At 63.2% G+C, this 24,704-nt stretch carries 23 protein-coding genes, 1 tRNA gene and 1 pseudogene; 12 read left to right on the plus strand and 13 right to left on the minus strand.

The window, feature by feature from the left end; all coding sequences use genetic code 11:
* Nucleotides 1–130: 130 nt before the first annotated feature.
* Together EO136_RS10810 and EO136_RS10815 are read left to right on the plus strand one after the other, a co-directional pair.
* A complete protein-coding gene (locus EO136_RS10810; RefSeq protein WP_127144425.1) occupies nucleotides 131–910 on the plus strand; it encodes a tetratricopeptide repeat protein in 780 nt (259 codons plus the stop codon).
* Nucleotides 911–1,056: 146 nt separating this feature from the next.
* Nucleotides 1,057–1,902 carry an LOG family protein gene (locus EO136_RS10815; RefSeq protein ID WP_127144426.1) on the plus strand — a complete coding sequence of 282 codons (846 nt, stop codon included), beginning with the start codon at nucleotides 1,057–1,059 and terminating at the stop codon, nucleotides 1,900–1,902.
* Between the two features lie 48 nt (nucleotides 1,903–1,950).
* Here the strand turns inward: EO136_RS10815 and EO136_RS10820 are convergent, their stop codons facing one another.
* The 3 genes from EO136_RS10820 to argB all read right to left on the minus strand — a co-directional run bounded on the left by EO136_RS10820 (nucleotide 1,951) and on the right by argB (nucleotide 5,073).
* On the minus strand, nucleotides 1,951–3,168 hold the full coding sequence (locus tag EO136_RS10820) for a hypothetical protein (protein WP_164730536.1): 1,218 nt from the start codon (nucleotides 3,166–3,168) through the stop codon (nucleotides 1,951–1,953).
* A 104-nt stretch (nucleotides 3,169–3,272) separates the two neighbouring features.
* The gene (locus EO136_RS10825; RefSeq protein ID WP_342773413.1) at nucleotides 3,273–4,073 is read right to left on the minus strand and encodes a pyrimidine 5'-nucleotidase; all 801 of its coding nucleotides are present in this window, start codon (nucleotides 4,071–4,073) and stop codon (nucleotides 3,273–3,275) included.
* A gap of 79 nt (nucleotides 4,074–4,152) precedes the next feature.
* Nucleotides 4,153–5,073, minus strand: coding sequence for an acetylglutamate kinase (argB, locus tag EO136_RS10830; protein WP_425466605.1), 921 nt, complete (start codon nucleotides 5,071–5,073; stop codon nucleotides 4,153–4,155).
* A gap of 141 nt (nucleotides 5,074–5,214) precedes the next feature.
* Between argB and EO136_RS10835 the strand changes: the two genes are divergently transcribed.
* From EO136_RS10835 to EO136_RS10865, 7 genes are all read left to right on the plus strand, one after another.
* Complete coding sequence (locus EO136_RS10835; RefSeq protein ID WP_127144428.1) at nucleotides 5,215–5,760, plus strand: sigma-70 family RNA polymerase sigma factor; 546 nt, start codon at nucleotides 5,215–5,217, stop codon at nucleotides 5,758–5,760.
* A complete protein-coding gene (locus EO136_RS10840) occupies nucleotides 5,757–6,467 on the plus strand; it encodes an anti-sigma factor (protein ID WP_127144429.1) in 711 nt (236 codons plus the stop codon). The genes EO136_RS10835 and EO136_RS10840 overlap by 4 nt, the downstream gene beginning before the upstream one ends.
* Before the next feature lie 107 nt (nucleotides 6,468–6,574).
* A complete protein-coding gene (locus tag EO136_RS10845) occupies nucleotides 6,575–7,141 on the plus strand; it encodes a fasciclin domain-containing protein (RefSeq protein ID WP_127144430.1) in 567 nt (188 codons plus the stop codon).
* Between the two features lie 229 nt (nucleotides 7,142–7,370).
* A complete protein-coding gene (msrB, locus tag EO136_RS10850) occupies nucleotides 7,371–7,856 on the plus strand; it encodes a peptide-methionine (R)-S-oxide reductase MsrB (RefSeq protein ID WP_127144431.1) in 486 nt (161 codons plus the stop codon).
* 111 nt (nucleotides 7,857–7,967) lie between these two features.
* Nucleotides 7,968–8,684, plus strand: coding sequence for a type 1 glutamine amidotransferase (locus EO136_RS10855; RefSeq protein ID WP_164730537.1), 717 nt, complete (start codon nucleotides 7,968–7,970; stop codon nucleotides 8,682–8,684).
* 175 nt (nucleotides 8,685–8,859) lie between these two features.
* A complete protein-coding gene (locus EO136_RS10860; protein WP_127144433.1) occupies nucleotides 8,860–10,047 on the plus strand; it encodes a hypothetical protein in 1,188 nt (395 codons plus the stop codon).
* Nucleotides 10,048–10,082: 35 nt separating this feature from the next.
* Nucleotides 10,083–11,369, plus strand: coding sequence for a hypothetical protein (locus EO136_RS10865; RefSeq protein ID WP_127144434.1), 1,287 nt, complete (start codon nucleotides 10,083–10,085; stop codon nucleotides 11,367–11,369).
* An 86-nt stretch (nucleotides 11,370–11,455) separates the two neighbouring features.
* Here EO136_RS10865 and yihA read toward each other — a convergent pair whose 3' ends face one another.
* The 5 genes from yihA to EO136_RS18580 all read right to left on the minus strand — a co-directional run bounded on the left by yihA (nucleotide 11,456) and on the right by EO136_RS18580 (nucleotide 15,310).
* Nucleotides 11,456–12,088 carry a ribosome biogenesis GTP-binding protein YihA/YsxC gene (gene yihA, locus EO136_RS10870; RefSeq protein ID WP_127144435.1) on the minus strand — a complete coding sequence of 211 codons (633 nt, stop codon included), beginning with the start codon at nucleotides 12,086–12,088 and terminating at the stop codon, nucleotides 11,456–11,458.
* A 105-nt stretch (nucleotides 12,089–12,193) separates the two neighbouring features.
* Nucleotides 12,194–14,017, minus strand: coding sequence for a membrane protein insertase YidC (gene yidC, locus EO136_RS10875; RefSeq protein ID WP_127144436.1), 1,824 nt, complete (start codon nucleotides 14,015–14,017; stop codon nucleotides 12,194–12,196).
* Nucleotides 14,018–14,024: 7 nt separating this feature from the next.
* On the minus strand, nucleotides 14,025–14,396 hold the full coding sequence (gene rnpA / locus EO136_RS10880; RefSeq protein WP_127144466.1) for a ribonuclease P protein component: 372 nt from the start codon (nucleotides 14,394–14,396) through the stop codon (nucleotides 14,025–14,027).
* A gap of 17 nt (nucleotides 14,397–14,413) precedes the next feature.
* On the minus strand, nucleotides 14,414–14,548 hold the full coding sequence (gene rpmH, locus EO136_RS10885; protein WP_127144437.1) for a 50S ribosomal protein L34: 135 nt from the start codon (nucleotides 14,546–14,548) through the stop codon (nucleotides 14,414–14,416).
* 168 nt (nucleotides 14,549–14,716) lie between these two features.
* A complete protein-coding gene (locus EO136_RS18580; protein ID WP_164730538.1) occupies nucleotides 14,717–15,310 on the minus strand; it encodes a hypothetical protein in 594 nt (197 codons plus the stop codon).
* A 147-nt stretch (nucleotides 15,311–15,457) separates the two neighbouring features.
* Between EO136_RS18580 and EO136_RS10895 the strand changes: the two genes are divergently transcribed.
* The 3 genes from EO136_RS10895 (at nucleotide 15,458) to EO136_RS10905 (ending at nucleotide 18,891) form a co-directional block, all read left to right on the plus strand.
* The gene (locus EO136_RS10895; protein ID WP_164730539.1) at nucleotides 15,458–16,885 is read left to right on the plus strand and encodes a dihydrolipoyl dehydrogenase family protein; all 1,428 of its coding nucleotides are present in this window, start codon (nucleotides 15,458–15,460) and stop codon (nucleotides 16,883–16,885) included.
* A gap of 322 nt (nucleotides 16,886–17,207) precedes the next feature.
* Nucleotides 17,208–18,641: a sensor histidine kinase gene (locus EO136_RS10900; RefSeq protein ID WP_127144440.1), complete on the plus strand. Its 1,434-nt coding sequence runs from the start codon at nucleotides 17,208–17,210 to the stop codon at nucleotides 18,639–18,641.
* Between the two features lie 173 nt (nucleotides 18,642–18,814).
* Nucleotides 18,815–18,891 (plus strand) — tRNA-Arg (locus EO136_RS10905).
* 493 nt (nucleotides 18,892–19,384) lie between these two features.
* On the opposite strand, the pseudogene EO136_RS19115 reads toward EO136_RS10905, so the two are convergent.
* From EO136_RS19115 to EO136_RS10935, 5 genes and pseudogenes are all read right to left on the minus strand, one after another.
* Nucleotides 19,385–20,422: pseudogene (locus EO136_RS19115) on the minus strand (recombinase family protein); the annotation flags it as partial.
* Complete coding sequence (locus EO136_RS10920) at nucleotides 20,419–20,763, minus strand: hypothetical protein (RefSeq protein ID WP_127144441.1); 345 nt, start codon at nucleotides 20,761–20,763, stop codon at nucleotides 20,419–20,421. The gene EO136_RS10920 and the pseudogene EO136_RS19115, both read right to left, overlap by 4 nt.
* 96 nt (nucleotides 20,764–20,859) lie before the next feature.
* Nucleotides 20,860–21,357, minus strand: a complete 498-nt coding sequence (locus EO136_RS10925) for a hypothetical protein (RefSeq protein ID WP_127144442.1) — start codon at nucleotides 21,355–21,357, stop codon at nucleotides 20,860–20,862.
* The gene (locus EO136_RS10930) at nucleotides 21,354–23,165 is read right to left on the minus strand and encodes a type IV secretory system conjugative DNA transfer family protein (RefSeq protein ID WP_127144443.1); all 1,812 of its coding nucleotides are present in this window, start codon (nucleotides 23,163–23,165) and stop codon (nucleotides 21,354–21,356) included. Before EO136_RS10930 ends, EO136_RS10925 begins: the two co-directional genes overlap by 4 nt.
* A 101-nt stretch (nucleotides 23,166–23,266) precedes the next feature.
* A protein-coding gene (locus EO136_RS10935; RefSeq protein WP_127142649.1) for an IS3 family transposase occupies nucleotides 23,267–24,618 on the minus strand; the annotation gives its coding sequence in 2 pieces (ribosomal slippage) (nucleotides 23,267–24,282 and nucleotides 24,282–24,618; 1,353 coding nt in all).
* Between the last annotated feature and the right edge of the window lie 86 nt (nucleotides 24,619–24,704).

Below are 24,704 nucleotides of genomic sequence, written 5' to 3' on the forward strand. Positions count from 1 at the left end.
ATGGTTTATTGCCTGAAGGGATGCTGACTGTCGGCGGCGGGGGCCTGCCGGCCAGCCCCCGCGGTCACCCTGTTCCACCGGATCAGGCCAATGACCCGGGCCCCTCGTTTGATGGAGCGCCAGAGGTCACATGCACCTTTCTTCCGCCTCGCGCCGCTTGTCTGCCGTCCTCTTTGCCGGGGCCATTGCCCTTGTCCTTTCGGCCTGCGCGACCAACCGCATCGACCCCGCCATCCATGCGGATTATTCCAACCTTTCGGGCCCCCAGATCCAGGCCAGCGTCGCCGATCTGGCGGGCCGCTACCGCGCCGATCCGCGGAACGCGACCCTTGGCATCCACTACGCCGCGGCGCTGCGGGCCGCGGGCCAGACCGAGCCGGCCGTGCTGGTGATGGAAGAGCTGATGTCGCGCCATGGGGACGACCGGGCGGTGAGCCTTGCCTACGCGCGCGCGCTGACCGCCGAAGGCCGGTTCGATCAGGCACTGCGGGTTCTGGACGCCTCGATCGATCCGGTGGCGCCTCACTGGGACGCGCTTTCGGTGCGCGGGGCGATTCTCGACCAGCGCGGCGAGCACCAGCGGGCGCGCCAATCCTATCGGCAGGCGCTGCTGCTGGCGCCCAACGAGCCGCGCCTGCACGCCAATCTGGGCCTTTCCCATTCGATGACCGGGGAGCTTGAGGTCGCCGAGGAGCATCTGCGCATCGCGGTGTCCCTGCCCGGGGCAACGAGCCAGATCCGGCAGAATTTGGCGCTGGTGCTGGGGTTGCAGGGCCGGTTCGAGGACGCGCGCGCGATCTATTCGGCCGAGTTGCCCGCCGACCAGGTGGCCGCGAACATGGACTATATCCGAGCCATGCTTACCCAGCAGGATCGCTGGCAGGCGATTCGCGGGGATACGGTCGGTTGAGTGCGGCGCCGCGCGGCGGGGCCCGGCGCCCCTCACGTCTGCGATGCCGGGTTTGTGAACCGAAAAAGTGTTTCCACTTTGCCCAATAGCGCTCTAACACCGGCCCCAACGCGCTGGCCAGGCCGGCACAACATTGGGGTGAACAGATGAACCGAAAGCGCCATACCACGCTGCGCACCTCCGAAGAGGATATCGAGGTCGTCCGCCATTCTCCGGCGACGCCCCAGACCCAGGCCTCCGCCTATCGGCTCGCCTTCGCCGACGAGGAGTTCCTGACCTCCGAAGACCTGCGCGGTATGCGCTTCCAGCTCGAATACCTCAAGGTCGAGTCCCGGCTGCGCGAGGCGGGCATCAACTCCACCGTGGTGCTGTTCGGGGGCGCGCGCATCCCCGAGCCGGGCAAGCCGGCCTGGGCGGCAAAGACCGAGACGGCGAAAAAGAACCTTGAGGCGAACGCGAAATATTACACCGAAGCGCGCCGCTTCGCCCAGCTCGCCTCCCGCACGGCCGAGGCGACGGGATACACCGACTACGTGGTGGTGACCGGCGGCGGGCCGGGCGTGATGGAAGCGGGCAACCGGGGCGCAGCGGATGTGGGCGCGCCCTCGATCGGGCTCAACATCGTCCTGCCGCACGAGCAGGCACCCAATATCTATGTGACGCCCCAGTTTTCGTTCAATTTCCACTATTTCGCGACCCGCAAGATCCACTTCCTCGTGCGGGCCCGGGCCGTTGCGATTTTCCCGGGCGGGTTCGGCACGCTCGACGAGTTTTTCGAGACCGTGACTCTCATTCAGACCGGGCGCATGGAGCGCATTCCACTGCTGCTGTTTGGCGCGAGCTTCTGGAGCCGGGTGCTCAATCTCGAGGCGCTGGCCGAAGAGGGCACGATCAGTCCCGACGATCTGCACCTGTTCACGATCGTGGACACGGCAGACGAGGCCTGGGAGATCGTGCGCAAGACCTACAACCTCCCCCAGACCGAAGTCTGAGGCGCGGGGAAGTGCGGCGGGGCCGATCGAGCCCCGCCGGCGCAGCATTTATTCCGCGTTGGCGGTCACGGAGAGATTGAGCCGGGCGATGATGTCGACCGGGTCCATGCCGGGATCGGCAAGAACGCTGAGCGGCAGGGGGGTATCGGGCGCCAGCGAGACGTGCAGTGACTGGGGATCAGCGACGAAGGCATCGAGCGCCTCCCCCACGCTCTGGGCGAGCGCCTCGTCGCCCTGCCCTGCAAGCAGGAGCGTGGCGAGGCCCGCAAAGCCCTGGGCGGTGCCGCGCAGTTCCGCATCGCTTTCAAACAGCCCCGCCAGAAGCGCCTGGTCGGTATAGCGCAGGTCGAAGCTCGCGAGTTCGAGATCCATGACCGTATCGATTGCATCGGCATCGAGCGCGGCCATGTCCTCGGCGCTATCTTCGGCCGGAAGCTCGAGATAGGCGCGGTTGATCTCCATCATGCGGTCGTAAAAGGCGAGGTCGTAACCAGCGAAGACGCCCGACATCTCAAGAGTGGCCAACTGGTCGAGGCTGATGCGCCCCTCCGTGAGTTCGATCTCTCCGGCCTCCACGTTCCAGGTGGTTTCCATCACGATATCGGTCGAGACCCCGTCGCGGTCGAGCGCTGCGGGCAGGCCGAGCTCCGCGAAGTCGAGATCGAGCCCTTCGCCGGTCTCGAGATCCGCGATCTCGAATCCAGAAACGAGGCCGGCATCTCCTGCCGAGGCGTCGGACCAGGCGTCCATAGCGCCGATGGACAGCAGGGTTTCGCCCTCGGCCTCGAGCGTGATCGGCCCCACCGAGGCGCGCGAGACGAAGCGATAGGCGTCGATATGGCTGTATTCGCCGGAGGCGGGCAGGACGATGTTCTCGAAGGCGATGCCGCTGACCGACAGGGTCTGGGGACCTATGTCCTCAATGGCGTCTTCCCGCTCCATGGCGGGCAGCTCGACCGAAAAATCCTCCACGCTCGCGCTCCGGGCAAGGAAATCGCCATTGGCGTCTTCGCTGACCGCGGAAAAGACCAGATCGCCGGGGATGGCGACGGGCGCTTCGCCGGGAACGTCGATGGTGACGCCCGAGAGCACGATGGCGTCGTCCTCCTGACGGGCTTCTCCCACCGTGGCGGCAAGGCCCATTGTGTCGAGCACCGAAACGAGGCGATCCCCGAACGCATCGGGCTCGACGGCGAAAGCGGAGTTGACCGCGGCGAGCGAGATGGCGCCGGTGGCGAGAAGGGTTCTGGCAGAGCGGACAGTCATGTCGACCTCGAAGCTGGTGAGAATGAAGCGTGCGTATCTCTCAAACGCATCACCCCCGTCCAGCGATCCAGCCTGCCCCACCAATGGGACCAAGCGCCGTGGTTTCAGCGCCCGCGACGGCCCAGAAAGCCCACGAGATCGTCGGTGATGTGATGGACGTGAGCCAGGCCCGTGCCCTGGCCGAGCTCCCAGGCATCGACCTGGTCATGCGCGAACCCCTGCCCGGCCACGACCTGCACGGTGGCCATGCCGACCTCGTGGGGGACCAGAAGGTTCTTTTCCAGATCGTCGAACATGATCGCATTGGCCGGGCTAACCCCGTGATCGGTGAGGAACTGGTCATAGGCTTCGCGCAGCGGCTTGGGCCGGAACTGCGCCGAGCGGATATCGAAGATCGCCTCGAAATGGTCGTCCGCCCCGAGCCGGGCCAGCACCGAACGGGCGTGATCGGCATCGGCATTGGTGAAGATGAACTTGCGCCCGGGCAGCTCCGCGATCGATGCGACCAGTTCGGGATGGGCGAGAACGGGGGAATAATCGATGGCGTGGACGGCCTTGAGGTAATCATCCGGGTCCACGTCATGGGAGACCATCAGCCCGGCCAGCGTCGTGCCGTGATCGCGGTAGTAGGTCTTTTGAAGATCGCGGGCCGCGTCGAAATCGAGCCGGGCGATCTTCATCACGTAGGAGGTGATCAGCGTATCGATCTGGGCAAACAGATTGCACTCACGCGGGTAGAGCGTGTTGTCGAGATCAAAGATCCAGTCGGTGACGTGGTCGAGCGCGGGGGACGGCGTGATCATGGTGTTCATCAGGCCATTATGCCTGAAATCGGTGAACGGGAAATGACCGGGAACGAAGCTGTGATCGCTGGCGCTCGTCGCGCTCACAGAGAAAGCCGCCAAGCGTTCTCTGTGAGCACAGCCCTTTCCCGTGGTCGCGTTTCCGAACCGGAAAAGTGTCCCACTTTTCCTGGAACCGCTCCTAGCGCACGATCAGCGTGCCGGCCCCGTGTTCGGTGAACAATTCGAGCAGAACCGAATGGGCGGTCTTGCCGTTGACGATCACGACGCCCTCCACGCCCCGGTCGAGCGCTTCGATGCAGGTTTCCACCTTGGGGATCATGCCGCCCGAGATGGTGCCGTCCGCGATCATCCGCTTGGCTTCGAGAATGGACAGTTGGGGGATCAACTGGCCGTCCCTGTCGAGCACGCCGGGCACGTCGGTGAGAAACAGCAGCCGCTTGGCGAACACCGCGCCGGCGATGGCGCCGGCGAAGGTGTCGGCGTTGATGTTATAGGTCTCCCCGTCCCGGCCGGGCGCCACCGGAGCGATGACCGGGATCATTTCCGAGCGCGCGAGCAGGTCGAGAAGCGTGCGGTCCACCTCCACCGGCTCGCCGACGAAACCAAGGTCCAGAATGCGTTCGATGTTGGAATCGGGATCGAGGACCTTTTTCTGCGCTTTTTCGGCAAAGACCATGTTGCCGTCCTTGCCGCACAGGCCAATGGCCCATTCGCCTTCGGCATTGATCAGCGCCACAATTTCCTTGTTGATCGAGCCGGCCAGCACCATTTCCACGATCTCGACGGTGCGCCGGTCGGTGACGCGCAGGCCGCCTTCGAACTTGGATTCGATGCCGAGCTTTTTGAGCATTTCCCCGATCTGTGGGCCGCCGCCGTGAACGACGATGGGATTGACCCCGGACTGCTTGAGCAGTGCGACGTCCCGGGCGAAGGCCCGGCCCAGCGCCGGATCACCCATGGCGTGGCCGCCATATTTGATGACCACGGTCTTGTTCTCGTAGCGCTGCATGAACGGCAGCGCCTTGGACAGCACCTCCGCGTCATAGGCGTTCTCGTGAGCGGCGGCGATGTCCTGGGCGGTATCTGTGACGTTGGTCATTGCGGGCGGCGAACCTGTTTGACTTTGTCTTCTCCCTAACCCAAGTTTGCACGCGAGGCCAGAGCGGGGCGGCCGATCCAGACCGGCAAACGGGGGTCGCGAGGGCGCCCGGGCAGACCGGTCGTGCGGACGGGACGAGACATGAACGGCACCAGGGCCGATATCGGCGATCTGCTCTCGCGCGTGGCGCTCAGGGACCGGGCGGCATTTCGCGAACTATACAGGCACTCGAGTGCGAAACTCTTCGGGGTAAGCTTGCGTATTCTCAAGTCGCAAGCCGAAGCAGAGGATGCCGTGCAGGACGTGTTCGTCAAAATCTGGCAACGCGCCGGGAGCTATCGCCCCGACGCCGCAGCGCCCATGACCTGGTTGATTGCCATAGCCCGCAATCATGCCATCGACGAGTTGCGTCGGCGGCGCATGCCGCTGGCCGATCTCGATGCAGCCGAAGCGGTCGCCGATTCCGGGCCCACCCCCGAACAGGCCGCCGTCAACGCCAGCGAGGGCTCGCGGATCGACCGGTGCCTCGGGGAACTCGAGCCCGATCGCGCCCAGGCCGTCCGGCTGGCCTATGTGGACGGCGAAAGCTATCAGGATCTCGCGGATCGCTTCTCGATCCCCATAAACACCATGCGTACCTGGCTACGCCGCAGTCTTCTCCGGTTGCGGGAGTGTCTGGACTCATGAGCGAACCGACAGGACTGACACCGCCGGAGGACCGCGACGTGCGGGCTGGGGAACTGGTGCTCGGGCTTCTCGAAGGCTCCGAGCTCGACGCGGCGCGCCGCGCGGTCGAGACCGACCCCGAATTTGCCCAGGCCGTTGCCCGCTGGCAGGCCGACATGGCGCGCTTTGACGACGCCTATGAAGAGGTCGCCCCGCCGGCGCGCGTTTATGAGGGCGTCGAGGCGCGGCTGTTTGCAACGGCCCGCCCGGCTGCCCGGTGGTATGATTCGCTGGCGTTCTGGCGCGCCTCGACGGCGGCCGCGGCGCTTGTGGCGGCCATTGGGATCGGGCTTTACGTCTGGACGCCCGAGCCGGCACCCCAGACCGAACCCCAACGCATGGTGGCCGCGCTTGCGCCCACAGAGGGGGAGATGTCGGCGCTCGCCTTTTATTCGGGCGAGGAGGATGTGCTGCGCTTCTCGCTGACCTCCGGGCCGGCCGGGCCGGACAATGATTACGAGCTCTGGGCGATCGTGGGCGAGGATGCGCCAGTTTCGCTGGGAGTGGTCAGTCCCGGCGAGGGCACGACTGTCGCGCTTTCGCCCCAGACGCGCGCCCTGCTGGACCGGGGCGTTGCGCTGGCGGTGAGTCTCGAGCCGGCCGGCGGGTCGCCCACCGATGGCCCCACCGGCCCGGTGCTGGCTCTGGGCACCGTCACGACGATTTGAGTTCTTTGTCGGCTTGCGCGAAACTTTCCCAAACCCGTCTCCGTAGCTTTGCGTGTAGACCGGCCGAGAAGGTCGGTTCCAAGCCAAGTCCTTATGGAGACGGTATCATGCTGAACTTTTCTTCCGCCCTTGCCACAGGCGTTTCGGCCCTCGTCATCGTCGCTTCCGCCGGCGCAGCCGGTGCACAGGAAAACCCGATGGTCGGCGGCGCGCCGATGTCGCCCGAGATGAACATCATCGAGAACGCGGTCAATTCGGCTGACCACACCACGCTGGTGGCCGCAGTCGAGGCCGCCGGTCTCGTGGACACCCTTCAGGGTGAAGGTCCCTTCACCGTCTTCGCACCCACCAATGCCGCGTTCGACGCCCTGCCCGAAGGCACGGTCGACACCCTGCTGATGGAAGAAAACCTCGAGATGCTGCAGACCGTTCTGACCTGCCACGTGATGGAAGGCACCGCGCTCGCCTCCGACATCATGGGCATGGCTGCCGACGGCGGCGGGACCTTCACCATCGACACCATCGGGGGCTGCCAGTTCGAGGTTGCCGTTGACGGCGAGATGGTCACCATCACCGACGAGCAGGGCGGCACCGCCAACGTCACGATCGCGGACGTCATCCAGTCCAACGGCGTGATCCACGTCATCGACGCCGTGCTTCTGCCCGCGATGTGATCCTGACGTGAGGCCTGGCGCGCATGAGGTCCTTATGCGCGCCGGGCCTTATAGGGGCCCGGCCGGGCTTCGCTCCTCTATCCTGCCCTCCTGCGCACGGCGATCCGAATCGGGTCCTGGCGCGTAGGAAACGATAGAGGACCCGGCCGGGCGCCGACAGTTCGGCCCAAGGGAATGTGATTTGCGATGGACGATGCCTGAAGGCACCCTCGCATGAGGAGGTACGAAGATGATAAACCGACGTACATGGTTGCTTGGTGCTGGTGCCCTTGCCGGGGCCAGCGTCGTGGGTCTGTCCCAGCGGCTGACGCTCGCCGCCGAAGGCGACTTCGAATTCACCCTCACGGAAGCGGAATGGCGCGAGCGCCTTTCGGAAATGGAATTTTACGTGCTGCGCGAGCACGGCACGGAGCGGGCGTTCACCTCGCCGCTCGATAAGGTCTACGATCCGGGCATGTATCATTGCGCGGGCTGCGATCAGGCGCTCTATTCCTCGGACACCAAGTATGACAGCCGCACCGGCTGGCCCAGCTTCTGGGAAGCGGAGCCGGGCGCGATCGGCACCTCGGTGGACAACACGTTCGGGATGGTGCGCACCGAGTGTCACTGCTCGCGCTGTGGCGGCCATCAGGGCCACATCTTCGACGATGGCCCCGAGCCGACCGGCAAGCGCCACTGCATCAATGGCGTGGCCCTGCGTTTCGTCGCTGCCTGACCCCGGGCTGTTGCGGCCGGAAAAGCGGGTTCGACTTTTCCCGCGAACGCATTAGGATATCGGCGCGCCCGCACGGCGCGCCGTTTTCGTTTCTGATGCCACCGGATGTTCATGAACCTGACTTTGCTGACCGTGGGCGAGACCCCTGCGCGCCTGCGCGATCGTCTCGACCGCTATCCCCCGTACTTCCAAAACATGTTCGCCGCCGCGGGATGCGAATTCACCTTCGACCAGGTCCTCGTGCTCGATGGCGAACCCCTGCCCGCGCCCGATGCACCCGAGGGCATCGTGATCACCGGCTCGGCCTTCGGGGTCTATGACGAGACGGAGTGGATGGAGCCTTTGCGCGCCTTTATCCGTGCGGCCTACGCGACCGGCACGCCGATGCTGGGGGTGTGTTTCGGCCATCAGGTGATGGCCGACGCGCTGGGCGGGAATGTGGGCAAGGCGCCGGCCGGCTGGGGCATCGGGCGCCACACCTACCGGCTGATCGATCCGCCCCAAGCGCTCGGGCTCGAACAGGAAACGCTCTCGATCGCCTGCTCGCACAAGGATCAGGTGCGCTCCCCGCCGCCCGTGGCGCGGGTGTTCATGGCATCGAACTTCACCCCCAATGCGGGGTTGGTCTATGAGAACGGCCGCGCGATATCGGTCCAGCCGCATCCCGAATTCGACCGCACCATAGCCGAGGGGCTGTGCGAGTTGCGGCGGGACAATCCGCTCTCGGACGCCGCAGTCGACGCCGCGCTGGCGGGTCTAGCCGAGCCCGTGGACAGCCTTGCGCTGGCGCGCGGGCTGGGGCGGTTCCTGATCGCGGCGCGCCGATAGAGCGTTTCGAGGAAAAATGCCTGTCCCGGACCCCGATCCGGGATGGGAAAACTGCCCTGTTCGGACACGCGCAAAATCAACGCTCTGGAGCTCCCCGGGCGCCCCTGTTCGGGGGGTCGACGGCCCGCGCGGCTTTGCCATGATGGGGCTGGTCAGGCAGGGGAATGCGCGCATCATGAAAACATCGCCCGCATGGGTTTCGGGTCTCGCCCTGGCACTGGCCGTGGGGCTCGCTGCCGCACCCGCAGGCGCCCAGCAATCGGCCTTTATCGAATATGCCGATCTGCGGGCCATCGAGCGTCTCAACGATTTCAAATGCCTGCATCTGCGCGCCACCGACCGGATCGGGCTGGGCATTCTTGTCGACGATGCTTATCTGCGCGCCGACATCGAGATCGACGCGACCGCAAAGGAACAGGCAGAGCACGAGGACGAGGAAGTCTGGCGTTACATGATTCTGGTGGAAAATCTGGAGACCAGGGCCGAGTCCCGGATCCCCGACACCTGCGACATCGGCGCCTCGGCCCTGCATCAGAACATTTTCACCGATGCCTCCCGGTTCAATCTCGCGCTGTTCATGCTCGCCATCCATTTCAACGGTCTGGACCCCGCCGATGCACTGCACAGGCCCCTGGCAGAGGGCGCCGATGCAGCAATGCAAACCTACGCCGACCGGCTGGCAGCTACTTTTCGGGGTTACACCGAGACCCTGCGCGAGGAGGCGACCGCGCTCGCCCAGACCATGTTTACGTCCCGAACGCTCGATGAAATCCATGGCTGGATCGACAAGGTCACCGACGCGGCTTTGACCGAAGAGATCATGGCCGATGCCGGCTATGGGGTCTCGGCCATCACCTATTACGGCTCGGACGCAATCGTGCTCGTGGAGGCGGACGGGTCACTGGCGGTTCTGGGCACCGAATGGCCCCGGACCTACAAGACGGCCGACGGACGCGATGTCAAAGCCTTCGTGGGCATGTCCCCGGAGGGGCAGTTGAGACTGAATGTCGTGGACGGGACGCTGAGCGCGGGCGATTTTGAAGCTCATCTCATGCTTCGGACCGAACCGCCCCCTGAGGGTGTCGATGTGTTCACCCTCTCCAGCCGAGACGATTGGCGCGATTTCACAACCGGGTTCGGCGCAACGGCGCTTGCTGCCGAGAGCTGCGCCGTCGGCCCGTGCTACGAGGTCGAGCCGGGGTTTCTCGAACGGCTGGCCGGCGAGGCAGACCAGTACGAGCTGGTGTTCGCGCCCGCCGGAAGCTCGGACCTGGGCGCGCCGCAGACCGAGAACATGCGCTACACCGGTCCGATCAGCACCGCGCTCGATGGAGTGCTGGCGCGCTTTGCCGACCGGATGTGACGTTTCATCATAGCCTCTGGAGCGGAGTGCACGGCATGAAGAGCATATCGGGATTGCTTGTCGTTCTGGCCGGAGCGGCGCTTTGGTCCGGTCCGGCATGGACCCAGAGCACGGACGAAGACAGCCAAGCGGCGGTGGAGGCCTATCTCGAAATCCAGACGGCGCTGGAGATCAACCGGCTGTGCCAGGGCCTGAAATCGGTCGAGCACCTGGCGCTGCAGGATCTGGTCGCGGACAGGCGCGACGCGACCGGCTGGTACATCGCGAACCCAGACAACGAGACCTATTGGGGGGTGATCGACGAACACGACGCCATTGCGCGGGACCGGGCTGCGGCCATGGGGTGCGGCGAGAAAGCGGAGGCCCTTTTGGGGCGTTTCCTGCCGCAGGCGCTTTCGGACGTGTTCAGCGACCTGCTGCTCGCCTTCCACTTCGCCTCGCTGCCCGAAACCGACCTCTACCGCATTCCACTCAACCCCGACGAGGTGGCCGCGGCCCAGCGCTACGATATGTATCTCCAGCAGCGCTATGGCGCCAACTTCCCCACATTCTCGTCAACGGCGCGCAACGCGGTGACCGCCGAGCTGCAGACCGCAATGGACACGGGCGAGCCGTTCAACCCCTTCGGATCCTATCTCGACGACTACTCCCTTTATGGCGTGCTGGACCCCAGCTTCGGGCTCTACTCCCAGGACAATTGGGAGATGATGTTCCTGCAGGGCCGCGCGCGGTCGGTGATCGACCGGGTGCTGCTCGAGGTGGCGACCGAAATGGGCGGCCACACATTGGCCGAGCGCGGCCATGAGGGCACGAGCTATATCGACCTTATCGCATCGACCACGGGCGGCGTGGCCGCCAAGATCTGGCATGGACCGATAAACGGGTACATGCAGGGCTATGACGGCAGCTTCTACCTTGCGCTCACCCCGCAGGGCGGGATGCGTCTGGTCACCTGGTCCCAGGACGCCGGTGCGCTCCTTGGCCTGACCGCGACGGTCGCGGTTCTGGTGAACACGACCCCGATGCCCGAGACCTTCGGCTCAGCGAGCGATTACTATCAAGACGAAACCTGGATGGAGGAGGCCGAGCGGTTCAGCGCGACGCTGGCCACAGACTGCGTGGGTGCCGGGGTCTGTTACGAATTCGCGCCGGCAGACGTGGCCCGAATGCTCGAGATCAGCTCCACGCCGCTTGTGGAGTTCGTCGTTTCGCCCGAGCCCGATGCCGGGTCGACGCCGCGCGCCGAGAGCGGATACCGCTACGGCCAGCTCGACACTTCGCTGCTCAAGGCGCTTTACGCGGACTGGGTCGCCCCCCAATAGGCTGCGCTGGACAGCGTCGGAGCTCCAAGTCTCTGGTTTGTCGAGTCTGCGAACCGGAAAGTGTTTCCACTTTGCCTGGAAACGCTTCAGAGCCCTTCGCGGAACCGGGCGATTTCCTCGCGCAGATGATCGATGCCCTGGCTCTTCTCACTCGAAGTGGCGATGATCTCGGGATGGGCGGCGGGGCGCTTGGCGATGAACCGGGCGGTTTGCGCCAGCACGGCAGCAAGGCCGTTGTCGGGCAGTTTGTCGGCCTTGGTGAGCACCACCTGATAGCTGACCGCGGCGGTGTCGAGCTCGTTCATGACCGTGGCGTCGTTGGGCTTGGGGCCGTGCCGGGCATCGACCAGAACATAGACGCGGCGCAGGTTCGGGCGGCCACGCAGGAACTGATGGATCAGCTTGTTCCACTTTTCGACCGCAGGCTTGGGCGCCTTGGCAAAGCCATAGCCGGGCATATCCACGATGCGGATGCCCCCCTCCTCGGGCGCAAACAGGTTCAACTCCTGGGTGCGGCCCGGGGTGTTGGATGTGCGCGCCAGGGCCCGCTGGCCGACCAGTGCGTTGATGAGCGAGGACTTGCCCACATTAGAGCGTCCGGCGAACGCCACTTCGATCAGATCGTCGGCGGGCAGGTCAGCGACCCGCACGCAGCCCTTGAGAAACACCCAGGGGCGGGCAAAGAGCAATCGCGTGGTTTCGTTTCGATCTTGGGTCATCGGGCGCTCGTGGCTGGTAAGCGAAAGGGCCGGTCGCCCGGCCCTTGGCTATGATCTCTCGCATTTCCGACCCGGAAAAGTGTTCCAGCTTTTCCGGGAAACGCTCTATTCGGCCGGCTCGGACTTCTTGCGGCTGAAGCTGGCCTTGATGTTGCCGATCAGATCCACTGTGACCCCGTGCCGCCGCATGATGAACCATTGCTGGACGACCGACAGGAAGTTGTTCCATGCCCAGTAGATCACCAGACCGGCCGGGAAGGTCGCCAGCATGAAGGTGAAGATGATGGGCATCAGCCCGAAGATCATGGCCTGGGTTGGATCGGTCGGGGGCGGGTTGAGCTTCATCTGGACCCACATGGTCAGACCCATGATGAGCGGCCAGACGCCGACCTGCAGGAACGGCCCGATCACCGGTACGATGGTGGGATCGTAGGGGATGAGGCCGAAAAGGTTGAAGATCGTCGTGGGATCCTGGGCCGCCAGATCCTGGATCCAGCCAAAGAAGGGCGCGTGGCGCATTTCGATGGTGACGAAGAGCACCTTGTAGAGCGCGAAAAAGACCGGAATCTGGATCAGGATCGGCCAGCAGCCGGAGACCGGATTGATCTTTTCCTTCTTGTAGAGCTCCATCATGGCCTGCTGCTGGGCAGCACGGTCTTCCTTGTGCTTTTCCTGGATCTCCTTCATCTGCGGCTGGACGCGCCGCATGTTGGCCATCGAGGCATAGCTCTTGTTGGCCAGGGGAAAGAAGATCGCCTTGATGATCACGGTCACCGCGAGAATGGCGAGGCCGAAATTGCCCACCAGTTCGAACAGCAGCCGGATGAGGTAGAACATGGGCTTGGTGATGAAGTGGAACCAGCCCCAGTCGATCATCAGCTCGAAGCGGGAAATGCCGTAGCCGGTCTCATAGGCGTCGATGATCGATTCGACCTTGGCACCGGCAAAAGCCAGGCTGGTGTGCTCGGCGCTGCCGCCGGCGGGAACCACCACCGCGTCCTGGGAGACGAAATTGGCGCGGTAGTCATTGTTGCTGGTGCCGCGCGGGCTGTGGAAGAAGCGCGCGTTGACCACCTCGTCCTGGGTCGGGATGATCGCGGTCGCCCAGTATTTGTCGGTGAACCCGAGCCATCCGCCAGTGGCCGCGTAGTCGCGCTGGCCGTCGCCAGCGAGATCGCCGTAGCTCATCTCGACGAGATTGTTTTCCCCCAGAACGCCGATCGGGCCTTCGTGAAGGATGAAGAAGTTCTGGGTCTGGGGCGTGTAGAGCCGGCTGATGCGAGAATAGGGGTAGAGCGCCGTGTCGCCCTCGCCCGTATTGGTCACCGACTGGGTGACCTCGAACATGTAGTTCTCATCGAGGCTGATGGTGCGCTCAAAGACGAGGCCCTCGCCATTGTCCCATTCCAGCATCACCGGGGCATCTGGGCCCAGCGTCTCGGGGCTACCCTCCGCCAGCGCCCATTGGGTCTGGGAATCGGGGAGCTGGGCGTCGCTGCCGGAGGGCGCGACCCAGCCCTGCTCAAGGAAATAGGGCTCGGGCGAGCCGGCCGGCGAGAGCAGCGTGATGATCGGGCTGTCGGGATCGGTCGTCTCGTTGTAGCGCTTGAGCTGCAGATCGTCGATGCGGGCGCCGGTGAGATTGAGCGAGCCTGTGACCGCGTCGGTTTCGATGGGGATGCGGCGGGCGGCGCCGATGGCGGCCTCGCGGGTTTCGAACTGGCCGATATCGGCATCGGACGCCCCGGGCCCAACGCCCTCCCCTGCCGGGGCCGCGATATCGGGGGACCCGGCCTCCTCCTGCTGACTGGCCAGTTCCGCCTGCTGCTGGGCCTGATCGAGCTGCGGGCCGGCAACAAAATACTGCCATCCGAAAAGGACCATCATACTCAGGATGATGGCGAGTATCATGTTGCGATTGTCTGTCATGGTGTCTTTATCGCTCGCTTGAATCGCGCCTGGCCCGTGAGCCGTGAATGCGCTCGATCGACGTCTCAAGGCCGCTCACCAAGGAACCGAACGGCTCACTCAAACTCTCGCGGCGACCGATCAGGACATAATCATGCCCCGGGATGAAGGTGCCCGCGCAAGCCTTTGCCGCGGCGCGCAGGCGCCGCTTGATGCGACTGCGCTCGGGTGCGTTGCCCGTCTTCTTTGTTACGGTATATCCGATCCCTGTGTCGGGCGCGTCAACCGAAACCGCCTGCAGCACAAAGCCGCGCCTGGAGACTTTCATCCCCCGCGCGGCTTTCTTGAACTGCGCCCGAACCCTCAGGCGCCGAAGCGGAGATTCTGGCGTCCGAGACATGACGCCGCGCAAGCGATCTAGGCCGACAGCCGCTTGCGGCCAACCGCACGGCGACGGGCCAGGATCTTGCGACCGTTCTTGGTTGCCATGCGGGCGCGGAAACCGTGCCGGCGCTTGCGCACGAGATTGCTGGGCTGAAAAGTACGCTTCATAAGTTTTCACCGCGCGAAACCGCGCGATCCTCTCGACTGCACGTGCCTTAAAATCATCTGTTCTGCCGCACGGCCAATGGACAATCGTCCCTGGCCACCGGCAAAGGTTGGCCGGCTTATAGGAGGAAAGCGGACGCCAAGTCAATCCATGGCGCCCGTGTTTCCCCGCTATCGACCCGCCGAAAGGGCCGGGGCGATCCGGGTCGAGACCTCCTCGAGCATCATGCCGAAATACTGCATCTTGAAAGTGCCCGCGACGCCGCCGCCATCGAGATCGGCCCGGGCCAGCCAATAGGAATACCGGGCGCTGAAATAGCAGTGGACGATGCCCAGCCATGCGACCGCTTCGGCTCGTTCGTCCCCGCCCACCGCGGGCACGAGCGCCTCGTGATCGGCTACACAACCCGCAACGCTATCGATCAGGGCATCTAGGGCGATCGCCGGCGAGGCGTTCAACTCGTGGAACCGGTTGTCCGCTGCCGGGTCGAGCGTAAAGACGAAGGCATCGCGTTCGGCAACGAGCGCCTCCTGCCCGGACGTCAAGGCCGGCAGGCGGTCCGCGAAATTGCGCCAATAGGCAAGGGCGGCGTCGGCAAGAGCCAGGCGCGTCTCGGCGGTGGGCGCGGACGGACCGTTACCCTCCCCGGACATGGCATTGGCCAGCGCGCGCTGGATCTCGGGGGTCGTGGCGCGGACCGGCAGAGCCGCCAGGAGACCGGCCAGAGCAAGCGAAAGGGCGAGAACGGCGCGAACACGTTTCATGGTGGCTGTACCGCTCTTCTCTCCTGGGCGCGGCCGGCGCCATGCCCCGCTGCGAAAGCCATCTCATGGCACAGCCGCTGGCCACCCGTCCAATCCCACGTTAAAAGCCAGGGGCAGCACAATTTGTCCGGGTGTGTGAGGGATTTCGTGGCGCGAGAAATAAAAGTCGATCTGTGCGTGATCGGCGCAGGCCCGGGCGGAATCGCACTGGCCCGGCAGGCCCGCGCGCTGGGGGCGAGCGTAGTGCTGGTCGATGGCGACGGCACGGGCGGAACCCCGCTGCACTGGGGCGGGCTTGCCGCCGGCGCGCTGGCCGCCTCCGCGCGCCGGGCCCAGGAGGTCCGTACCGCGCGGCGGCTGGGCATCGAGACCTATCCGCCCGACATCGAATTCTCGCGCATCACCGCGCGCACCCGCGAGGTGCTGGACGCCTCGGCGCCCGATAACGCGGAGGCGATTCTGGCTGCCGAGGGCATCGAGGTGATCGGGCACGACGGCGCCTTTACCGGGCGGCGGAGCCTCCTGGCGGGCGAAACGCTGATCAGGGCCCGGCGCTTCGTGATCGCCACGGGCGCCGCCACTCCGCGCCCGGAGATCGCCGGGATCGATGCCGTCCCTTACCTTACCCCCGAGACCGCATCGGGGCTCACCGAAGCGCCCGAGCATCTCCTGATCCATGGCGGCGGTCCGGTCGCTCTGATGCTGGCCCAGGCCTATCTGCGCCTGGGGTGCGCCGTGACGCTCGTTGATCCGGGCGATCCGCTTTCGGATGCGGACCCCGAACTGGCCGACATCGTCATGCGCCGGTTGCGGGCAGAGGGGCTCGCCCTGCGCACCAATACGAGCCTTACGGCGGTCTCGACATCGGCCGAGGGCCTGCGCGCGCATCTTCGGGCGGGTGCGGACGAGACGACGGTTTCGGGCAGCCATCTTCTGATCGCCCCCGAGCGGGTGCCACAGGTGGAGAGCCTGTCCCTGCGCCGGGCCGGGGTGCGCATGAACGGACCCGCCCCGGCCGTGGGGCGATCGCTGCGCACCTCGAACTGGCGCATCTACTGCATAGGGGACGCGCTGGGCGGGTTTTCGTCCGTTGCCGCGGCGCGCTATCAGGCGCGAATGGTGGCCGACCGCGTTCTGGGATTTTCGCTCGAGCGGCTGGACCCGAGGCGCATTCCGGTGCTGGTGCACACCGACCCCCAGATCGGCTGGGTCGGGCTGGGGGAAGGCGCGGCGCGGCGGCGCTACAAAGGCAAGTCTGTGCTCTTGCGCCAGCCGGTGGCGGACCTGTCCTTGGCGCGCCTCTCGGGTCATACCGAGGGCGTGGTCAAGGTCGTTGCCGGGCCCGGTGGCCGGATCGTGGGCGCGGGCGTTGCGGGGACAGATGTGGCCGACCTTCTGGCCTTTCTGGCCCTTGCGATCGACACAAGGATGACCATCGACCATCTCGCCCGCGCCATTCCGCCTCACCCTGCCCACGCCGAAGCGCTGGCGGGGCTGGCCGAGACCTGGCGGCGCAGCTTTCCGCCCCGCCCGCTGGCACGGCCGCTGGCCGCCCTGCGGCGCGTCCTGCCATGATCGGCGGGGGGAACGGGCGCTGGTGACCCTGCCCGCGGCCACGCCGACGCGCGCAGGAGACGAAAGACCCATTCGTCCAAATCGGCCAAGGGCGAACGGGTTTGACAGTCCCTGATCGGCCCGCACCGGAAAAGGGATTCTAAGTCCTTGTTTTGGCGCGCTTGTGGGCCGGAAAAGTGTTTCCACTTTTCCTGGAAACGCTCTTGAACATATCCCGTTCTGATTGAATCAGAACAGGATATGCTCTAAGTCTTTGATTTGTCACGTTTCCGAACCAGAAAAGTGTTTCCACTTTTCCTGGAAACGCTCTAGGCTCGCATCCATGATGCAATCGCCGCCCCTGCGCCGCAGTCCCTTCTCGAGCCTTTCGACAAAGCTGATCACGGCCATTGCCGTGGTGATCCTGCTCGTGGAGGTGGCGGTCTTCCTGCCCTCGCTGGCCAATTACCGCGCGAGCTGGCTGGACGATCGCCTGCGGGTGGGCGGCGTCGCCGTGCGGGTGTTCGACGCGGTGCCCGATGTCTCCGACATCCCCAGCGAGATCACCGACCCGCTGCTGCAGGCGGCAGGGGCGCTGGCCATCGTCTATCGGCGCGAGGGGCAATCGGACCTCATCACGCTCGATGCGGTGATGATGCCGGCTGAAGCCCACACCGCCGACATGCGCGACCGCAATCCGCTGCGCCTGATCGCCGACGCCGTCGATACGCTGGCCTTTGGACAGACGCGCACGCTCCGGATCGTGGGCATGCCGCCGGGGACGGGCGAGGTGGTGGTGGAAGTCATCATGCCAGAAGCGCCCTTGCGCGCCGACATGCTGACCTATGCGCGCAACATCCTGATCGTCTCGCTGGTGATCGCCGGGGTTACCGCCTTCGCACTTTACGTGCTGGCCGAGCAGGCGGTGATCGGCCCGATCAAGCGGCTCACAGAGGCGGTGCTGGCCTATCGCGGCTCGCCCGAGAACGCCACATTGATCATCACCCCGGACCAGAACCGCAGCGACGAGCTGGGGATTCTCGAGACCGAGCTGGCGCGTACCCAGACCGAGCTCTTCACCATGCTCCGCCAGCGCCGGCATCTGGCCGACCTGGGCCTTGCCGTGGCCAAGATAAACCACGATCTGCGCAACATGCTCACCGCCGCGCAGATCCTTTCGGATCAGGTGGCGACGCTGGACGACCCCAAGGTCCAGCGGCTGGCGCCCCGGCTGGTCACGACGCTCGATCGCGCCACGAGCTTTGCTCAGACGGTGCTCGACTATGGCCGCCAGCAATCGAGCCCGCCCCGCCCCGAGCCGGTGGATCTGCGCGCGCTGGTGGTCGAAGCGGGACTGGCCGCCGGGCTGAACGGAACCACCCATGAGGGCGTCAGCTTTCTCAACGCGGTGCCCGACGACACCATCCTGACCGTGGATCCGGACCATCTGGCGCGGGTGCTGACCAATCTGATCGGCAATGCGCGCGAGGCGCTCGAGGGCGCCAGCGAGAAGATCGCGGCCCCGGAGGTGCGGGTGGAGTGCGAACGCGGAGCCGCAAACATGCGAATCACGGTTTCCGACAATGGGCCGGGCCTGCCGCCCCGGGCGCGCGAGAACCTCTTTATCGCCTTTGAGGGCTCGGCCAAGCCCGGCGGAACGGGCCTGGGGCTCGCGATCGCGCGCGAGCTGGTGGAAGCCAATGGCGGCATGATCACGCTTCTGGACACTCCGGGAGGCGCCGCCTTTGCCATCGACCTGCCAATCGGGTCGCATTGAGCCTGCCCGGCCAGCCGGGGCGGCACAGCCACCCCTTTGCGCTGCGCGCAGGCACCATGAGAAAATCCACTCCGAGCGGTTGCGCGGGTCTTGCATTGGACTGCGACCCGTTATAAGCGTTGCCCCTGCCGCGCGGGGCACAGCCCGATCCGCGGCGTGCCACACGGCACTGCGCGCCCGTAGCTCAGCTGGATAGAGCACCAGACTACGAATCTGGGGGTCAGAGGTTCGAATCCTTTCGGGCGCGCCATCTCGCTTTTTCCACTGTAAATGTCACCTAAGACCTTGAATGGAAAGGCTAAATTAGGTGTTCGAAGTCCTTCATTCCGGCTATAGGCAACAGGTTGCAAAAAGGCCAGTCTGAGGACGGTTCTTTTGCCGATCAGATCAGAATTTTTCCATATAGACCAAGGGCTTGAGAGAAACTGAAGGGCGTGTTCGAACGACTCTTCCAGGGTGAGCCGAGGTTTACCGGCAGTGGCCACTTTCTCCACAGCCAATGCCTTTTCCCGTTCCAGCTTCGAGATCTTTCTTTCATAGGCCGTGATCGCCGTTGCACTGGTGGAATCAACGATGCGGTCGAGCAAGGTATCGATCTGTGAGTCCAGCTTCTTGATGCTGGCCTTTAGTATTTTCGTAGCTTGTGATGCCTGTGCCAGCCGCATATCCCACGCGTCGCTGAACATGGTCTTGACCAGTTCAAACATGCTTTGGGTCGGTTCGAGCTGCTGCAAGGCAGATTCGAATTCGCTTTCCAGAACTTCGCGCTTTATCGATTTCCGGTAACTTTCACAGCCTTTCGTGGCGCAAAGATAGTAAGGATACTTTTCCTTCTTGCCCTGTGACCAGCAGGCTGTGAGCGGCTTGTTGCAGTCGTCGCAAAGGATGAAGCCGCGTAGCGGAAAATCGGCGTTGATGTCTTTGCGTGCTGGAGCCTTGGCTGTGCTTTTTAGCCGGGCTTGTATCGTCTCAAATGTCTCAAGCGATATAATCCCCTCGTGCTTGCCTTCTCGCAATCCAACACTCCAATTGGGCGCTTCGACGTAGCCGCTATAGACGGAGCGGGTCAGAAGATCGTGGACGCGTTGGTTACGGATTTCGCCATTGGGAAGGTCTTTAGGAAAGCTAGGTTGGCGTTCCAGAAAGCGTTTCACCTCAACTTGCGTTTCAAAACGTCCGGAGGCGTAGCCCTCGAAAGCCTCCTGTAGAATGGAGGCGTTCGGCTCGTCGCGAACCAGAATTTTGCCGTGCCCGCTTTCGCGTTCGTATCGATAGCCGACCGGGGCCTGAAATACCCAGTAGCCGTTCTGGATGCGTGCCCGCATGCGGTTGACGGTCTGCTCGCCGTTCTTCTGGCGCTGGTGTTGCGACACAGAGGCCAGCAGGTTTTCAACGAGCTGGGAATCGGAATCCTCTCCAAATTCGATCGAAGGGCTGACCAGAACGCCACCGGCATCGCCAATCTGCACCCTCAGTTCAAAGTGAGCCATCAGGCCGCGCGCGAGACGACTGATATCGTCAATGATGACGGCATGCGGTTCTTTTCGCTGCTCTCTCAAGAACGACAGCATGCCTTGCATGCCGGGCCGAGACGTCGAGCCACCCGACACATCGTCGGAGAACACGTGTACGACCTCGTATCCCTTGTACTTTGCAAACTCGCGGCAGCGGGTTTCCTGCGAGCCGAGCCCATCTCCTCGCACGGTCTGTTTGGCGCTGGACACGCGGCAGTAGATCACTGCGTGCTTGATATTGTCGTACTGTTTTTCTTGCGTCTTCATTCCGGTTCCATACCGCTCGGTAGATCGGTGCCCCTCGTTCTTATATTATTTGAATCGACCTCCTCAGCGCTGTCAAAAGCTTCGTGCAGCACATTGTGGGTGCATCCGCCTTCCGGCTCGAAGACCTCTTGCAGCGGATGAACGCCAAAGCCAAGATCGACGAACGCAACGACGATTGACCAGAGCGCGCTCAGAAAGCTTTCCTTCTCTGCGTCAGTCAGCGCCGGATCATCGAGATACGCCTTGTACTTTTCCACATCGACGGCAACGATGGGGCGCGCAGGCCGATTGAATGTATCCTTAATATTCTTTCCATCGATATTATCGACATTCCCGTCCATTATTCTACCCTTTATTTATTTTACAACTTCCAGTTGCGATATGACAAATAAAACTGTGCTGCGGTGCGAATAGTAAGTGGAGTTCGTTAGTTAAGCTCATGAATTCATGCGCAATCTTCGGCGAAGACTGGGTCCAGCTTCGTCATCAAGTGTGCGGGCAATACGGATGTCGGCCAGTCTTTGCATGCGGCTGCGCAAGCGCTCTTTGAGCAACGCATTGGCATAATCGCGCGCGTCCTTTTCACGGTCAGGGGGCGGCGCCCAACTCGGCGCTGGCTTTGGCTGCGGTGCAGACCAGCGATTTAGGATTTTGTGCTTTTCTTTTTCTAGCCAGTTGGGCGCATGCTTTTTTATGTGCACGGCCAGCCGGGTTTCCAGGCCGCTGACGTAGCGGGCCATGGTTTCACCGGCATAATCGACGCCCTGAGCGCGGCTCTGCGGCGACGGGCGGCGCAAACGGGTGTCGGTCGTGGCGCCCTCGCTTCCCTCTTTAGCTGCCGCCTGTTCGAACGCTTTAGCCGGAGAGAGCCGATAGTCATAGCTTGTGGCGTGCAGAAAAGGTGCTTCGAGATTTAGACGGTATCGGGCGGTCATGGCTGCGCTCCGTCAGAGATTGTGGGGCTAGGAAAAAAAGCAATCAGTGGACAGCGCCCATCGTCCGGGCGCATTCGGCGTGAATGCAGGCCGACGTAATCGCAGCTCCGGAAATAAGGCGCTGCGGAAGGTCCCACATAAACACCGGCCACGCGCAGATGCGGCGTTGGCACGGCTGCTGGGTTGATCAACAGCAGCGCGAGCACCGGCGGCAGCCAGAGGAGATGCCTAAGTCGTACCGGCCAGACGATGGGACGCGTTCTTGCTGGTTTCGGTGTTCGCTTCTTGTCGAGCGACGGCTTGCCATCGATGGCGTAGTGGATGCCAAAAACGGGGATTCCTGCCAGTCGCAGACCTTCCAGTGGGTTTTCGGCCACTTCGTTTTGCCATGGCAAGACGCGGCCATAATCGACCATGGAGAGCAGAATCGGTCGCAGGCCGCGCACGAAGACCCATGCCTTGTCTCGATCCATTGCCAGGATTTCATCGGCGGTCATCAGCCGCCGTCCGAGTTCACGGCTCGATATATTGATGCGATCGGCTTCCGCGCCGTAGGAATAGTCTTGATGGCGAATAGTGGCTTCAGCCAACGTGTCCGAAACATGCTTGGCTCGTGCCAGCGAGTTCAGACCCGCATAGATTTTTACATCGCAGTAGGACTCGATGGCGCTGGCCGCCTCTCGCCCATATTTACGCACCAGCCCGTCAAATGACTGGATATAGAGGTCCGCCGATATTTTTAGGCCACGCATGGTTTCCATATCGGAGGCCAGATCGGCAAAGCGGAAATTCAGCGCCTCTTCCCCGACGATATGGATGGGGTGCCCGGCAGGATGGCGTTTCGCTGTTTCAAGCAGGCTATGGGTGAGCAACGAAACAACCGGCGCAAAATCACGCGCGTGGCTGAGCGGTGCGATGACAAAGGCGACGATCTGTCGTTGTCTCATGTCCGCGATGTTGTGGCTGGCGGTTCGGCCATAGCCCGCCATCCGCCCACCCTGATTGAAGGTCAAAAGCCGTTGCGTTGCACCTTCCAGAAAAGACGAGGCATTTTCTGGATTGTCCTGAAACAACCGGAGCAGCCCCCCAGCTTCGCCCTTGAGGAATTCCGCTATTGCGTCGTCGGCCATGAGGCGGGGAAGTTCATGGCGTAGAAAGATCAATCGCTGTTGAAAGCTGGTCGGGTCGTTGAGCAACGCAAAGATATCCGATGGTGTGCAGTGCGCCGGATCAACCAAGGCCTGGCTCAGAATCGTAATCGCGATGCAGCGGCGCGACCCATTGCGGAAATACACATTGCGGTCTTCACCACCCTTGCTTTCCGGCAGGTGCAGTTCGGCCAGGTCGAGCGCCATCTTGATGGTGTCTTGTCGGAACGCATCGTCAGCATGGGCAGCGTCGACAACGGCCTGATAGAGATTGATCGGCGTGTCTCCGCAGAGTTCCTTGTGAGCACCAGCCGGGTTGATGCACCATACCTCGATCCCCATAGCGCGAAGCGCGCCCATCAGCATTGGCGCGAGCTCACCTTTCACATCGGGGATGAACAAGGATTTGCCCATCCGGGCCTGATGAAGTATCGAGCCGATGACGTAATTCACTGTTTTACCCACACCGGGCGGCATTTCGATGAGGGTGAACGGGGTGCGCGGTGGCGCAAACGCCGGAGCCAGTCCTTCATACAGCCCCAGAAAATTGCCACTGGCCGGATCGTCCATGTGCCGGACGGTCAGTTCCTGCCAACTTGCCTGCCGGGCTGCGCCGTGATCGGCGGAAGTCCGCGCCGCTCGTTCCAGATTGCGGCGCAATTTATAGTCACGGGCGAAGCCGAAGAGTGTCCGTCGTCAGATGATTTGGCGCAATTTGGTGCGTCGAATAGAGGAGCGTTGGCCTCGTCTCTGGGTTGATTTTAAGCGGCGAGATTGCGGTGTTGCAAGCGCCGATGCTCGATGGTCTGTCGTTTGATCCTTTCTCGCTGTTTGATGATGGTTTGTGCCCTGTCGAAGTAGGCGTCGGCCGGGGTCACGTTATCGAGGCTTTCGTGGTAACGCTGGTGGTTGTAGTGCTCGATGAAGGCCTCAATCTGGGCCTCGAGATCACCAGGCAGGAAGTAGTTTTCCAGTAGCACGCGGTTCTTGAGTGTCTGGTGCCAGCGCTCGATCTTGCCCTGGGTCTGGGGATGGCAGGGGGCTCCACGGATGTGGCTCATGTTCTGGGCCTGGATGTAGTCGGCCAGCTCCCCCGCGATGTAACTCGGGCCATTATCGCTGAGCAGCCGAGGCTTGTGGTGGACATTGACCTGGTCGCACCCTGAGGCTGCCAGAGCCATGTCCAGCGTGTCGGTAACGTCCAGGGCCCGCATCGTTGAGCACAGCTTCCAGGCGATGATATAGCGGGAATAATCGTCGAGCACGGTCGAGAGATACATCCAGCCCCAGCCGATGAGCTTGAAATAGGTAAAATCGGTCTGCCACATCTGGTTGGGCCGGGAGGTTTTGGTATGGAACGCATCGGCGGCCTTGATTACCACATAGGCTGGGCTGGTGATCAGGTCGTGGGCCTTCAAAAGCCGGTAAACACTGGCTTCAGAGACGAAGTACCGCTTCTCGTCGGTAAACCGCACCGCCAGTTCCCGAGGCGAGAGTTCAGACTGCTCAAGCGCCATCTCAATGATCTGATCATGGATATCGATCGGGATCCGGTTCCACACCCGACTGGGCGCCGAGGGCCTGTCCTCCAGCGCCTCCGGGCCGCCACCGAGGTAGCGGTCATACCAGCGATAAAAGGTCCGGCGTGGAATTCCCAGTTTATCGAGCGTGCGTGTTGCTGGCAGATGGGATTGCTCGACCAGCCTGATGATCTCGAGCTTTTCGGATGCTGGATACCTCATGCGTCGTCGTCCCCATCCCCGATCATGCTTTTTTTAAGCAGACGGTTTTCAAGCGTCAGATCGGCAACACATTCCTTGAGCGCTCCGGCCTCACGGCGTAGATCCTTGACCTCGTCACTGGTGGCGGCGCGGGCGGTATCACCTGCAAGGCGACGCTTTCCCGCTTCCATGAATTCCTTGGACCAGGTGTAATAAAGGCTCTGGGCGATACCTTCCTTGCGGCACAGCTCGGCAATGCTGTCCTCGCCACGCAAGCCATCGAGCACGATCCGGATCTTGTCTTCTGCTGAAAAATGCCGCCGGGTTGCGCGGCGGATGTCCTTGACCACCTGCTCGGCAGGCTTTTTGGCTTTCGAGAATTTTGATCTCATCGTCGTTCCTTCGTCACTCCGACGAGACCAAAACTCTCCTTACATCACAAGCTCAAATCTGTGCCATTGGTGCTGACGGGGTACAA

Source organism: Pelagibacterium montanilacus (assembly GCF_003992665.1).
Lineage (GTDB): Bacteria > Pseudomonadota > Alphaproteobacteria > Rhizobiales > Devosiaceae > Pelagibacterium > Pelagibacterium montanilacus.